The sequence below is a fragment of the Arsukibacterium sp. genome (assembly GCF_036735525.1).
GTDB lineage: Bacteria > Pseudomonadota > Gammaproteobacteria > Enterobacterales > Alteromonadaceae > Alishewanella.
Genome location: NZ_DAINOE010000083.1, coordinates 1 through 13,518, shown reverse-complemented (window position 1 = coordinate 13,518; position 13,518 = coordinate 1). Strand labels below are relative to the sequence as shown.

Below are 13,518 nucleotides of genomic sequence, written 5' to 3'. Positions count from 1 at the left end.
TTGATAATCAACATCGTTTGATTGCCAGCGAGCCGTTATTTATGGGCACGATAGATGCTTCACCGGTGTATCCGCGTATTGTAGTTCAGCGTGCGCTGGCGCATAATGCAGCCGCTGTGATTCTGGCGCACAATCACCCCTCTGGGGTGGCCGAGCCCAGCCGGGCAGATAAAGCCATTACCGAACGCTTATGCCAGGCGATGGCGCTGGTTGATATAAAAATACTGGATCATTTTGTGGTGGGAGATGCTGAAGTGGTGTCTTTTGCTGAACGCGGCTGGCTGTAGGCTAGTGGTGTTATTGGTCGCTGCACAGCGCAGCCGCCAGATAAATTATCTTGAGTTTAATCGGGCTTTCGTGTATAAAGTGCGCCCTCATCCATTTTCGGGGCAACCTTCAAGGCCAGAAGGGTGAATGATAGCTCGAGCTGACGTAATTTTGGAGAAATATAGACATGTCTAGAGTATGCCAAGTAACTGGCAAAGGTCCGATGGTAGGTAACCGTCGTTCGCACGCCAACAACGCGACAAAGCGCCGTTTCCTGCCTAACCTGCAAACTCACCGTTTCTGGGTTGAAAGCGAAAACCGTTTTGTTACTTTACGTACTACCACTCGTGGTATGCGTATTATTGACAAAAAAGGTATCGACGCTGTATTAGCAGACGTTCGTGCCAACGGTCACAAGGTATAAGGAATTAACACATGCGCGATAAAATCCGTTTAGTTTCTTCTGCCGGTACTGGTTTCTTCTACACTACAACGAAGAACAAACGTACCATGCCAGAAAAAATGGAAATTAAAAAGTTCGATCCTAAAGTGCGCAAGCACGTGATTTTCAAAGAAGCGAAAATCAAGTAATCGACCTGAAAACCCGGCTAACGCCGGGTTTTTGCTTTTTAGCCCTGCCTTACGTTACTATGCCGCTGCCACTTAGCAGACAGGTATACTTATGCCAAAACTCACTCGTCGCCAATGGAACAACATACTGATTTTTGCGGTGCTGATTTTAATGTTTGCGCTGTACGGTATCCCGCAACGGTTAGCCCAGCTCAAGCAAAGCGAGCAGCGATTAATTCCGGCCGACAGCCAGTTATTAAGTGTCGCCTTCAGTCAGAACCGGCTGGTACAGCATAGTGGGCGTTGGTATTTGCAGCCGGCTGCCGGTTTTACTGCGGCGCAAATTGAGCAACAGGCGCTTGCCTGGCAATACAGCATCCTGACGCCCTCGGCAATAGTACCCTCCAAAGATTGGGTGCCGATAGCACAAGCCAGTGTGCAACTGGTCGGTGAATTGTCGCCGCTGATTTGGCTACTTTACCCCTATGAAGGCGGCTATTTGTTACAGCAGGTTGGCCACAAAGCCTTATATGCGATAAGCCCGCTGCAAGCACAGATGTTATTTTTAACGGAGTTGTAATGCCTGAATTGCCAGAAGTGGAAGTCTCCCGGCTGGGTATCAGCCCACACCTGCAAGGACAAGTGCTGCTTAAAGTGGTCGCCCGGCAGCGGCAGCTGCGCTGGTGGGTGCCGGATCAGGTCGTTTCGCAGGTTAATCAGCCGGTGATGGGGGTTAGCCGGCGCGCTAAATATTTGCTTATTGCCCTGCCGCAGGGCGAGATCATTTTGCATCTTGGTATGTCGGGGCATCTGAAAATGTTGCCCGCAGCCCAGGCTCCCCTGAAACATGACCATATTGATTTTGTGCTAGGCAATGGCCAGTGCCTGCGCCTGAACGATACCCGGCGTTTTGGCGCTGTGTTATGGCAAGCCAGGGGCGATAGCCATCCATTGCTGGCTAACCTGGGCCCTGAGCCGCTGACGGACGATTTTACTGTTGATACGCTGCTGCAGGCTTGCGCTAAACGTAGTGCCGCGATCAAATTGGTGTTAATGGATAATAAAGTGGTGGTCGGGGTGGGCAATATCTACGCCAATGAGGCGCTGTTTAAAGCCGGTATTAACCCTTTAAGCCCGGCCAATAATATTAGCAAAGAAAAATTACGCTTGCTCTGTACTGTGGTAAAAGAAACTTTAGCTGCGGCCATAGTGCAGGGCGGCACCACGTTAAAGGATTTTAGCCAGGCAGATGGCAAACCGGGCTATTTTGCACAACAATTGTTGGTATATGGCCGGGCTGGCCAGCCCTGTGCTAGCTGTCAGCAGCCGTTGCAGGAAGTGCGCTTAGGCCAGCGCAGTACCGTGTTTTGCCGCTATTGCCAGCCAGAACGCTAACAACTGCCAGCCAATGGCTTAAAAGCGCCGTTTCGCCGTAACCCGCCATTGCCATGATGTCAGCTCCGGGTTATCGGTGAAAGGCCGGGTCAGGTCAATGTGCACCATGGTGCCGCGACTGGAATGGCTGGACAGTAGGCGAATGCCTGCACCCAGGCCAAACAGCACCTTATCATCTATTTGACTGTTTACTTCCTGCTCACCACCCCAACTGCGACCCGCATCAGCAAAGCCGGCAAAGCCGACATCAAAAATTTGCAGGATATTCCAGTCGGTGTAATAGCGATACTCGGTAGTCATGACCACCCTGTTATCGCCACGCTGGTAAAACAACGGAAAGGCCCGTAAGCCAGTATCCCCACCTAAATACAGGCCTTCATCAGCAAAGCGGTTTTGCCCTAGATCGACGGCGGCAATAGCCACCAGGCTGCTGCGTGAGTTTAGTTGGTGTACCAGCTGCAAGTGACTGCTGAACAGTTGTTGTTGAAAGGCTTGCCACCACAATCGCTGGTAGGCAACTTCAGATAACAGCCAGGTATCCGGGTAGAGTTGCCACACCTTACTGGCTTTAGCCTGAATTTGCCAGCCATGCTGATCAGCGCCCAGCATAGGTTGTAAATAGCCCAGCCGGACACTGGCTTGCCAGCCGAGGTTAATGTCTTCTACCCGGTTAAACTGGTTAATATTAAACAACTTGCGGTAATTGGCTTCCAGTAATTGATACTCAAGCCATAAGCTGGATAAATTACGGCTGTCTGGTGGTGCAAACAGCGTATCCTGCTGTTCGGCAAAGGTCATATCCTGCATGGTGATACCGCCATTCAGCCGGTGGATGCGCCCCTTGTATTCTGATATGCGAAAACCGGCAAAGCTTTCAAACTGTTGCTCTGTGCGGCTGTATTGATTCACTTTTTCTGCCAGCAGGTAATCATTAATCTGCTCTTTATTTTTAAGCAAATCTAAACTGAAAGCCCAGTCAGAAGACAGCCGGTAAAAAGGCCTGTGCAGGCCAAATTGATAGCTCTCGCCATCGGAGTTATTGGCAAAACTGCTGACGGAGCTCCAGTGGCTGCCAAACAGATTGGGTGAGGCGAAACTGAGCAGGTAACCGTTACGTTCACTGTCCTGACTGTAATTGAGCTGCAGCTGATTACCGCTGCCAAGCAGGTTATCTTCTGCCACGCCAATAGAATAACGGGTTTCACCACCTTCGCTGGAAAAGTCAATTTTTGGCAATAAAGACCAGTTATCCCAACTTTGTACGGCGACGACAACCTGTTGCTCGTCGGGGCAATACTGGCTGATGCTGATATTAGCTTCACGCAAATGGCGGCGGCTACGCAGCAAACGTTCGGCTTCGGCCAGCTCATTTAAATCCAGAGTATCACCTTCGGCAAACAGCAAATCCTGACGGATAGTCTGCTCTTTGGTAATGATGTGACTATAGTTCGCAAAACGGTGCAACCAAAAAATCCCGCGCTCTGATAAATCAAACACATTATTTTGCTGATATTCGATTGCGGCGATGGTCAGTGGACCTTGCTGCGCCAGCTGCTCCTCGTCAAACAGACTGGTACAGTCAGCCCGGGCCGTCTGACAAAATATCAGCGTGGCCAGACAAATAATGCTGCGGTTAGTCTTTAGCATGCTGATCTTCATCGTCAGCCTTAGGTGCACCAGGGGCTTGTGCAGTAGGTTTAGGTTCAAGCGCCACAGCAAAGGCCGCATTGCCCGAGCCGGTATATAGGGTACGATGCGGAAACGGAATTTCAATACCCGCTTCGTCAAACGCCAGTTTCACTTCTTCTTGCAAACTGTTGCGCAAGTCACGAAAGTTTTCGCGCTTTGCCCACACCGAAAACTGGATATCCAGAGACGACTCACCAAAACCCGTGAACAAAAAAGCCGGTGCCGGTTCATCCAGACTCAGCGGGTTATTGTCGGCCACGTCAAACAACACCTGGCGCACCTTGGCTATATTTTCCTTGTAAGCGACCCCTATCAATAAATCAAAGCGGCGGATGGGGAAGCGGGTCAGATTTGTCATTTCTGTTTTAATCAGGCTCTCGTTGGGAATGCGCACAAATAAGTTATCAAAGGTGCGCAACTTTACTGACAACAGGTCTATCGACAGCACTTCTCCGGTGGTGTTGCCCATTTTTATCACATCGCCCAGCTGAAAGGGTTTTTCGCCAATTAAAAACAGGCCGCTGATTAGATTAGAGGCCGAGGTTTGGGAGGCAAAGCCGATGGCTACCGACAATACCCCTGCCGCACCAAGCAGCACCCCTAATGAAAATCCCAGTTGTTTTAATGCTGAAGCAGCAAACAGCGCCAGCACTAACCAGTACACTAAGCGTTTAGCGAGTACCGCATGATGCTGGGAAAAGCTGCGGCTGATCAGAGTGCGTGCAGCTCGGGCGGCCAAACCTGCCAGCAACAGACCACTACATAGCAGTAGCAATGCCTGCAGAATGTTAATTACCTGCTCAGATTGCATAAATTGCAAAAAATGCTCGGTCATATCGTGGTCCTGTTAGTCACTGAATATGTCGGTAAAAGCCCGGATCAAGCCATGTTTTTCTACTTGTAGACGAGGTTGGCTAAGTAAATCAGCCGCAGTGCAACCTTCAGGTGCTTGCTTACTGATTTTAAAGCGGGTCAACGCATGGTTACCATCATGTTGTAATGATATGGGGTCAGTCCACAAGGTGCCATCCGCTAAGCCATATACCGCTAAAAATGGCACGGGGATACTGAGCTTATTAATGGTGAGTAACTGATCAGATTTGTTTTCTATGGTCACTGGCGTAACAGCACGATGCGGCCGCAGGGGCACTTCTGCCCGACTATGGCGAGCATGCGTTTTCGCTGCGTAGCATAATTCACCTTGCTGTGTCGAAGGGCCAAACCAGGTATCTGACAAGCGCTGAGTGGGGATCTCCTGTAATACGCAATCAGGTTGATGCAGCGATAACTTTACGCACACTGGCGAGCTAATGTAAAACAATGCCTGCTCACCGGGCGGAATACTGACCGGCTGCCGGGTTTTGATCACCACAGGCCTGTCCAACAATAGCGGGGTCAGGCTAACTTGCTCCGGACTCTTGTTAAAAATATAGCGCTGGGTACTCAGATCTGGGGGTAGACACTGAGTGCTGTTGCTTTGCATCAGGTAGCGCTCTTCAGTTTCTTTTTGTTGCTCAAAACAACACTGCCATTCATTACTCAAGCGTCGCAGGTATAGCTGCAGCGGACCAATACTGAAAAACCAACATTGATCGGTTGCCAGAGACATCTTATGCCACCAGGGCTGATGCGCAGCTGGTTTAACTTGGTTGGTTGATGGCATAAAAGACTCCCTGTACTGGTGGTTCGCTAATGCAGCATAACAAATAAAATGCCACAGTAGCGGGATTTGTTTGGTCATTCAGGTTGTGTCACTAGCCTTTAGCTTATAAAATGTCAGATAAATTTTGCTTAGTAAGCAATATGTTATTTTAAAGAGCGGAGCTCTCCCCCCCCCCTGATGGACTTACCCAGTAGCAGGCCTAGCCTGAATAATGCTGTAATTAACATGAATTATTGCTTAATAAGCTGAGCGTTTGTTTTTGCGCGTCTCTTATTAAGTGAAGCTAATAAGAGGCCGTTATGGATTATCCAGTACTTGTAGAGACTTTGCGTTCAGCGCTGGAAAGTGACAGTACCCATCTGATCCGAGAGCAATTAGAGGATGTTCATCCGGCAGATTATGCTGCGGCTTTAACTGAGTTTGTCCCCTCCGATTTATGGAAACTGTTAACGGTATTGCCCCGCGCAGACCAAGCCGAAGTATTTGGTTACTTACCGGCGGAAGTGCAGGTGGAGTTGGCGATCAGTATTAGCCGGCGCAAGTTATCCCCTATTATCCGCCAGATGTCCTCGGATGAAAGGGCCGATTTATTTAACCGGTTAACTGATGAGCAGCGTGATAGTTTGTTGCCGGCTCTGGCTCATGCTGAGCGCGAAGATTTGCTGCGCTTAACTGCGCATGAAGAAGGCACGGCCGGCGCTATTATGACGTCAGATTATGCTCTGGTGCCGCCGGATCTTACTGTGCTCGAAGCGCTGGAAGTGCTGCGGCGCGAGGCACCGGATAAAGAAACTATTTACTCCTCTTATGTGGTTGATAAAGCCCGTCAACTGATTGGTGTAGTGTCATTACGCGATTTGATTTTGGCACCGGTCAGCATGCAAGTTGACGAGCTGATAAACCACGATCCAATTTTCGCGCATGTAGATATGCCGCAGGAAGAAGTGGCGGCGTTAATTGCCAAATACGACTTGCTGGCGCTGCCGATTATCAATGATGAGCATCAGATGGTGGGTATTGTGACTTACGATGATGCGATGGACGTAGTACAACAAGAAGCCACTGAAGACTTTCACAAAACCGCTACTATCGGCAAGCTGGAAAGCAGCGTAAAAGATGCCAGTATCAGCTTGTTGTACAGAAAACGGGTATTCTGGTTGGTGTTGCTGGTGTTCGGTAATATTTTCTCCGGCGCGGGCATTGCCTATTTTGAAGAAACCATTGCCAGCTATCTGGCATTGTTATTCTTTTTACCGTTGCTTATTGCCAGTAGTGGTAATGCCGGGGCGCAGTCAGGCACCCTGATGGTGCGGGCGCTGGCAACCGGCGATATTAAACTACGTGACTGGGGTTCATTATTGGCCAAAGAATGTCTGGTAGCGGGGCTATTAGGGGTAACGATGTCTGTGGCGGTAGTTGGTTTGGGCTATTGGCGCGGCGGTTATGATATTGCGTTAGTGGTCGCCTTTACCATGATGTTGGTGGTGATGGTCGGCAGCCTGATAGGTTTGTCGCTGCCATTTTTACTCAGCCGCTTTAATATGGACCCGGCAACAGCCAGTGGCCCTTTAATTACCTCTATTGCTGATGTGGCAGGGGTGTTGTTGTATTTTTCGATTGCTACCTGGTACTTAGGGCTGTAATTTTATTACACATTATTTAACAAAAAAAATTTTAACTTGCTATATTTACTGTTAAATTCACGCTTACTTGATGCGTTAATCACGATGAAAAACCGGCTGGCGGGGTAAGCGGGCACCAATGAAATGTGTTAAATGGCTCTGTTATTGTCTGATACTGTTGGCACAGCCGCTGAATGCGGTTGATGTTGTGGTGCATCCGGCAGTCTCGGCAGAGCAGCTCAGCTCGGCGCAATTGCGGGCTATTTTTAGTATGCGGCAAAGTCGCTGGCCGGATGGTACTGCAATTCGGGTGTTCGTGTTGGCCTCTGATGATAGCACCCACCTTAATTTTAGCCGCCAGCGCTTACAAATGTTTCCCTATCAATTGGATGCTATCTGGAACAGGCAGCGCTTTTCGGGGATTGGCAGTTTTCCAACACAGTTAGCATCAGAACAAGAAATGCAACAGGCATTGCAGGATAATGAAGGGGCTATTGGCTACCTCAGCACCGGCAATATCCCCGCCACGCTTAAGGTCATTAGATTACATGAAAACTAAACAGCTGCGCTGGTACTTCACCTCTGTTTTAAGCCTGCTTACGTCACTCAGCAGTCTGGCTGTGGCAGCAGAAAGCTTCAGTTGGCATGGTTTTGTCGCGCAAGGCGTGACACAGGCGAAAGACAGTAATGCCATTAATGATGAGGGAGAGGTTTCACTGGCATTAACGGAGGTAGGCCTCAACGGTCAATGGACTTTAAATAGTAAATGGCGATTGGCCGGTCAGGTGGTCTATCTAAATGGTGGCAATCGTTATCCGGAAGGTGCCCGACTGGATTATTTGTTTATAGACTGGAGCTTGCTGGATAATTTTGATCACCAGCTAAATTTGTTTATTGGCCGCTATAAAAACCAGCATTGGTTGTATTCCAGTACCCGTGATGTGCCCTTTACCCGGCCTGCGATTATTTTGCCACAATCGATTTATTATGATGCCTTTCGGGATATCGCCGTAGCCAGCGATGGTGTAGCGGTAAAAGGCTATAGACAGTTTACTAAAGGTGAGCTTGAATATAACTGGAGTATGGGAGCAACGAATATTAGTCAGGCACAAAGCCGGTTATTACTCAGCCCTTTAGTGAATGGCAAAACCAGTCAGAAATATGTACAGCAGGCTAGTGTATTTTGGCAGGGAGCTGGTAGCCAGATGAGCTGGGGAATGTCGGTGCTGGACTCGGAATTTAGTTACCGTGCAGCAGACCTGGATTTTTTTACAGATGCCGATGTCACTGTGCAGCGCGTAATGCTTAACTGGCAGTATCAACAGGAACTTTGGCAATTAGCTGCTGAACTTTCTCAGGAGAGGGTGCAGCTCAATGGTTTTTTTTCGCCTACCTTTAGCAATAATCAGTTTGGGGTGGGTGGCTATCTGATGGGCCGTTATCGTCTGACCGAGCAGTTAAATGTGTTAGCGGTGTTGGATTATCAGGCCAATAACAAAGATGACAAACGGGGTAGTCAGCTGCCGCAACAAGGTGTCCCCGCCTATTTTGGTTACCAGCAAAGTATGATGCTCGGTGGCAGTTACCAGCTGGCACCCCGTTGGCGCTTGCAGGCCGAACACCACTGGGTTGATGGTACCGGTCGCTTATCGCCCAGTATTATTCCGGATGTGCAGAATAACCGCGATCGATACTGGCAGTTATGGGCGGTACAACTTATGTATTGGTTTTAATGCGTTTTATCAGCCTTCCCACCAAAATTCTGATGCTGACATTAGTGTTAATGTTGGTGTTACTGACGTTGTTAACCAGTATGTCGTTGCAGCGGTTAAACGATAATTTTGCGTTGCAGCAACAGCTAAAACAACAGCAAGTGCAGCAGCACTTTATACAGTATCAGCAATTATTACAGCATCAGCAGCAAGTATGGGTTGAAGCCTTTGCTGAAGTGAGTGGTTTGTCCCGTCAGCAAAGTTTTCGGCCCTTTCTGCAAGAATTGGAGCATCGTTATGATGCGATCAGTATCCATTTGAATGTAGAAAACCTCTGGTTCTTTGCCGCCGATGCACCAGCCCAAGCCTTTCAGCCGCAGGTCTTTGTGGAGGAGCTGTTACCTATGGTGCAAAAAACCTTTGAACAGCAAAGACCTCATTATCAACTCTATTGCGCTCAAAGTTGCAGCAGTGTACTTAGCATGCCGCTGGCCAATGCCAATGGTGAGCTGGCGGTACTGGTGATAAGCCGCACCCTGGCCGATGTGGTGGTAGCTCTGGGGCAATCAATGCAGGGGGATGTTGCTATAGTCGAGTTAACCGGCAGCGAAGGGGTTGAAATGCTATCGAGTACCGGCAACCCGGCCCTAGAGTTGCTGATGGCGCGTGCGACAGAGCTGAGCCGCGCCTTGTACCAAGATGAAGGCTTTAGTTTTGCAGCAGAGCAGCGCCAGTATTTTGTACATGTGTTACCGCTGGTGCGACAGCCAGGTCAGCAATATGCCCTGCTACTGTTGGAGGATATCAGCCGTTATCGTGCAGCGAACCGGCGTTTTCAGTGGCAATTAGTAGGTTTGGCCTTAGTGTGTTTTTTAAGTTTTGGTTTGTTAATTTATCTGTTAACGCATCGGCTTAGCCAGCGTTTGCTTGGCGTTTCTAAAGCCTTACCTATGTTATCGCAGAGCCATTTTAAATTATTTCGTGAGCATTTACCCAAACGCTCGCGCTGGTTGCAGGATGAAGTAGACACCTTACACAGTGCCAGCCTCACCTTAAGCCAGCAATTGGAGCGGTTGCAGGATAACGTGGCTACGCAGACCCGTGAGCTGGAAAATATGGCGATGTTTGATTTACTCACCGGCCTGGCGAATCGCAATATGCTGCAATTTCAGCTAAAAAAACGCTTGGCAGGCCTCACTTCTGAAGGACCTTATCTGGGGTTGTTGTTCATGGATTTGGACCAGTTTAAACGGGTGAATGATATCCGTGGCCATGAGCATGGTGATCTGGTGCTATTGGAAGCCGCCAAACGGTTGCGTCATGCTCTAGATAAAGCGGATTTAGCTTGTCGCTTTGGTGGTGATGAGTTTGTAGTGCTAACCACTGCAGAGCATCCTGAACAATTTGGCCAGCTTGCACAGCAACTGATCAATGCCTTTGCTGAACCGATGAGATTACAAAATGACGTATATCAGTTGGGGGTAAGTATCGGGATCAGTTGTACTTGCGATAATAGTTTGCAACCGGATGATTTAGTCCGCCAGGCGGATTTGGCCATGTATCAGGCTAAAGCCAGAGGCGGCAATGGCGTGCATTTTTACAGCCAGCAAATGTTTGATCATTTCCAAAATCGCCTGGCACTGGAAAATGAATTAAAGCAGGCCCTGGCCCAGCAGCAGTTTGCTATTCATCTGCAACCAAAAATTTCGCTACAAACACAACAATTGCAAGGCTTAGAGGTGCTGCTACGCTGGCACAGCCCGGCGCGTGGCATGGTGCCACCGGATGAATTTATCAGCATTCTGGAATATGCCCGCTTAATGATCCCCGTGGGCTACTGGGTGATGGAACAAAGTTTTAAGATGATGCAGCAGTTGCAGCAGGCAGGTTATACCGATATCAGTATTGCCATTAACTTATCTGCTGAGCAGTTAACCGACAGTGCTTTACCGCAATTTTTAAATGATTTGCTACAGCAATACCAGCTGCCGGCCCACTGTTTTGAACTGGAGCTGACCGAAAGTTTGCTGGTACAAAATATCAATGAAACCATCAAAACCATGCATAAACTCAAAGCCATTGGTTTTATGTTTGCCATAGATGACTTTGGTACCGGTTACTCCTCTTTAAGTTATTTGCGGCAAATGCCGGTAGATACCATTAAAATTGATAAAAGTTTTGTATTTGGCATGCTGGATAACCAGGCCGACTTTGACATTATTACCTCCACCATTGCCATGGTAAAAAAACTCGGACTGGAAGTGGTGGCCGAAGGCGTCGAAACCCAGGCACAATGCCGCATGCTCAAAGAGCACCAATGCGACATCGCCCAGGGCTACTTATTCTCCCGCCCGGTACCCGCCAGCCAGTTATTGGCGCATTTAGATGCCCATCTGGACGAGCAGGGCTGCTGGCATTAATCATTTTCGCCGCCTTTAGATTATTGCTCACCGGGATATTAGGGCTATTTGGGTCAAATAGACATTTAATGCATCGGGGTCAGGCCTTGCATTTTGCATTGATTGCAAACCTAGCTTTTGTAATGCAAAAAGCAAGGCCTGACCCTGCGGCTATGGGGCTTGGCGTGATGAATGGCATATGGGATCCGGTGAATTTAGGCGGCATAGGCTGGTTATTTTCACCTTACGCGAAATGGGAAAATGTTGGTTTACGTTGCCATGCTAATTATTGTTACCCTGGGGCGCGTGGATTAAACTGGGAGCCGTAAAGTGAATATGAAAAACTTTATAATTATTTTCGCCATTTTACTGACAGGCTGTTCGAGCCGCGGTAGTAAGGATAGCTTGATTAATTTTAGTTTTCCAATACAACCCGCGGATGATGAGATCGTCATTTATGTGGCATCTCACCCTGCATATGTATCTGATTGGGCATACTTTAGTTTAGAACTAAGCGGTGAATATAAAATACTCAATTTTGGTGACTGTAACTATTTTATTGTGAAAGCAAATCACTTCACATTGCGAAGCAAGCGAAACGTAACGGAGGACCCTGTTGCAAGCCTTAAAGGGGAAAATTTGCGCTTAGGAAGCACATATTATTTCGAGAGAGATAACAATGGCAAAAGCGCTGTGTCACACTTTAAAGAGGTAACGGCTAAGGAAGTAAAACCAATCTGCGCTGAATTTGGTTTTGGCCGTGTAATAAATAACCCACCTAATGAGAGGTGGGGAAAAAATGATCTGCAGTAAAGTACACAAGATTTAGAGATAACCTGCAACGTTCCGCGCCACCGCCTTGACCATCCGTGGTAAAAGCGTTCGCCGGAGTGAAGATACTTAATCTTCACTCGTTTCCGGCGCACTACACCGGCCATAACATGATTAACGACTTCGACGTTATTCATATGGGCGGCCGCACCTACAACCCGGTACTCGGCCGCTTTATGCAGGCAGATCCGTTTATTCAGGCTCCGTCTAACCTGCAAAGTTTTAATCGGTATAGTTATGTATTTAACAACCCGATGAGTAACACCGACCCAAGCGGCTATATAAGCATTAGCAAGATTTTAAGTCCGGCACTTAGACCCGCTATCCGCTTAGCATCAAAAGTGATAGGGAAGGAGTTAACCAATATCATCGGTAGTGCTGTGTTCTACAAGTTTGGTGGGCCCTTTGGTACAGCATACTGGACCTATAACTTTAGCCGGGTACATGGTGCATCTAGTACCGGTGCCTTGCGCAGTGCGGCGATAGCTGGCGCAACTGCAGGGGTTTTAGAAGGTGTCGGAAATAACGCTTACTGGGGGGCTTCAGGTTCTCCACAAAATATCTTTGCAAATGCGATGGTTGGTGGAATAAGTGCTGAACTGCAGGGTGGAAAGTTTGGCCACGGCTTTGTCTCTGCTGGAGTTGCGTCTGCATTTAAACCGATGCTAAATGATATTGGTGGCGATAATAGCGCAAATGCAGCAATAGAAAGAGGTGATGTAGCAGAACTAGAGCTTTATAAACCTCATCGAATAGCTGGCGCTGCGATAATTGGTGGTACGGCGTCGGTTATTTCTGGTGGGAAATTTGCAAATGGTGCTATTACCGGTGCATTTACTCAAATGTATAATGCTGAAAATGCAAATAAACAAAAGATGAAAATAGCTCAAGAATCAATTGCTGATAATCAGGTCACTATTGATCGAGTTATGGCAGAAAGAATGAGAGCGGCTGTCTCGGATGCAAAGTCTATTTTATCTAAAATGTCCCATGAAGAGTTAAGAATTCTCTTCATGGGGCATGGGCATGAAGGGCTTACATCGTTGAGTCTGGACTTGAGCAAAGTGAATGGGTTAGGCCAGTTGAGCGCTTTAGAAGCGCAATTATTAGGAGGTAACATTACAACATCCGGCGTCCCTATTATTATCAGCGGCACCCCTGCGGGTGCCTATGGTATGGCGGCAAAAATCTTGGGGCCATCGATGGTTGCGATGGGAAGACCTCTAGGCATAAGTATGGAATGGCAATGTCCAGATTTTTGTGGGATTAAAACCGTACATTTTTCAGACAAACACGTAAAGAGGTCAATTAATTTACCTGAGGTATCCCCAGAAATTCTGTAGTTAAAATAAAATGTTAGTTGATTGGGG

General features: G+C 48.1%; 15 protein-coding genes. 12 read left to right on the top strand and 3 right to left on the bottom strand.

Going from position 1 to position 13,518, the window contains the following annotated elements:
* The 5 genes from V7D78_RS13915 to mutM form a co-directional block, all read left to right on the top strand.
* Positions 1-287: JAB domain-containing protein (locus V7D78_RS13915; RefSeq protein ID WP_333609059.1), on the top strand; the 287-nt coding region annotated here is incomplete at its 5' end.
* Between the two features lie 167 nt (positions 288-454).
* The gene (gene rpmB, locus V7D78_RS13910) at positions 455-691 is read left to right on the top strand and encodes a 50S ribosomal protein L28 (protein WP_333609058.1); all 237 of its coding nucleotides are present in this window, start codon (positions 455-457) and stop codon (positions 689-691) included.
* 11 nt (positions 692-702) lie between these two features.
* Positions 703-858 carry a 50S ribosomal protein L33 gene (rpmG, locus tag V7D78_RS13905; protein WP_008219722.1) on the top strand — a complete coding sequence of 52 codons (156 nt, stop codon included), beginning with the start codon at positions 703-705 and terminating at the stop codon, positions 856-858.
* Positions 859-949: 91 nt separating this feature from the next.
* The gene (locus tag V7D78_RS13900) at positions 950-1,417 is read left to right on the top strand and encodes a hypothetical protein (protein WP_333609057.1); all 468 of its coding nucleotides are present in this window, start codon (positions 950-952) and stop codon (positions 1,415-1,417) included.
* The gene (gene mutM, locus V7D78_RS13895; protein WP_333609056.1) at positions 1,417-2,232 is read left to right on the top strand and encodes a bifunctional DNA-formamidopyrimidine glycosylase/DNA-(apurinic or apyrimidinic site) lyase; all 816 of its coding nucleotides are present in this window, start codon (positions 1,417-1,419) and stop codon (positions 2,230-2,232) included. Before V7D78_RS13900 ends, mutM begins: the two co-directional genes overlap by 1 nt.
* 18 nt (positions 2,233-2,250) lie before the next feature.
* On the opposite strand, the gene V7D78_RS13890 is transcribed toward mutM, so the two are convergent.
* Genes V7D78_RS13890 through V7D78_RS13880 form a run of 3 tightly spaced genes read right to left on the bottom strand, consistent with a single transcriptional unit; the run spans position 2,251 to position 5,584 of the window.
* Positions 2,251-3,879, bottom strand: coding sequence for a BamA/TamA family outer membrane protein (locus tag V7D78_RS13890; protein ID WP_333609055.1), 1,629 nt, complete (start codon positions 3,877-3,879; stop codon positions 2,251-2,253).
* A complete protein-coding gene (locus V7D78_RS13885) occupies positions 3,866-4,756 on the bottom strand; it encodes a mechanosensitive ion channel family protein (protein WP_333609054.1) in 891 nt (296 codons plus the stop codon). Before V7D78_RS13885 ends, V7D78_RS13890 begins: the two co-directional genes overlap by 14 nt.
* 12 nt (positions 4,757-4,768) lie before the next feature.
* A complete protein-coding gene (locus V7D78_RS13880; RefSeq protein WP_333609053.1) occupies positions 4,769-5,584 on the bottom strand; it encodes a DUF432 domain-containing protein in 816 nt (271 codons plus the stop codon).
* 299 nt (positions 5,585-5,883) lie between these two features.
* On the opposite strand from V7D78_RS13880, the gene mgtE reads away from it, so the two are divergent.
* From mgtE to V7D78_RS13845, 7 genes are all read left to right on the top strand, one after another.
* Entirely contained in the window at positions 5,884-7,227 is a 1,344-nt protein-coding gene (gene mgtE / locus V7D78_RS13875; RefSeq protein ID WP_333609052.1) for a magnesium transporter, read from the top strand.
* 118 nt (positions 7,228-7,345) lie between these two features.
* Positions 7,346-7,765 (top strand): substrate-binding domain-containing protein, encoded by a 420-nt coding sequence (locus V7D78_RS13870; RefSeq protein ID WP_333609051.1) that lies wholly within the window; start codon positions 7,346-7,348, stop codon positions 7,763-7,765.
* Positions 7,755-8,939 (top strand): hypothetical protein, encoded by a 1,185-nt coding sequence (locus tag V7D78_RS13865; RefSeq protein WP_333609050.1) that lies wholly within the window; start codon positions 7,755-7,757, stop codon positions 8,937-8,939. Before V7D78_RS13870 ends, V7D78_RS13865 begins: the two co-directional genes overlap by 11 nt.
* Positions 8,939-11,338 carry a putative bifunctional diguanylate cyclase/phosphodiesterase gene (locus tag V7D78_RS13860; RefSeq protein WP_333609049.1) on the top strand — a complete coding sequence of 800 codons (2,400 nt, stop codon included), beginning with the start codon at positions 8,939-8,941 and terminating at the stop codon, positions 11,336-11,338. The genes V7D78_RS13865 and V7D78_RS13860 overlap by 1 nt, the downstream gene beginning before the upstream one ends.
* Before the next feature lie 122 nt (positions 11,339-11,460).
* Positions 11,461-11,646, top strand: a complete 186-nt coding sequence (locus tag V7D78_RS13855) for a hypothetical protein (RefSeq protein WP_333609048.1) — start codon at positions 11,461-11,463, stop codon at positions 11,644-11,646.
* A gap of 1 nt (position 11,647) precedes the next feature.
* Positions 11,648-12,130, top strand: a complete 483-nt coding sequence (locus V7D78_RS13850; protein ID WP_333609047.1) for a hypothetical protein — start codon at positions 11,648-11,650, stop codon at positions 12,128-12,130.
* A gap of 56 nt (positions 12,131-12,186) precedes the next feature.
* A complete protein-coding gene (locus V7D78_RS13845; RefSeq protein ID WP_333609046.1) occupies positions 12,187-13,491 on the top strand; it encodes an RHS repeat domain-containing protein in 1,305 nt (434 codons plus the stop codon).
* Positions 13,492-13,518: the final 27 nt, after the last annotated feature.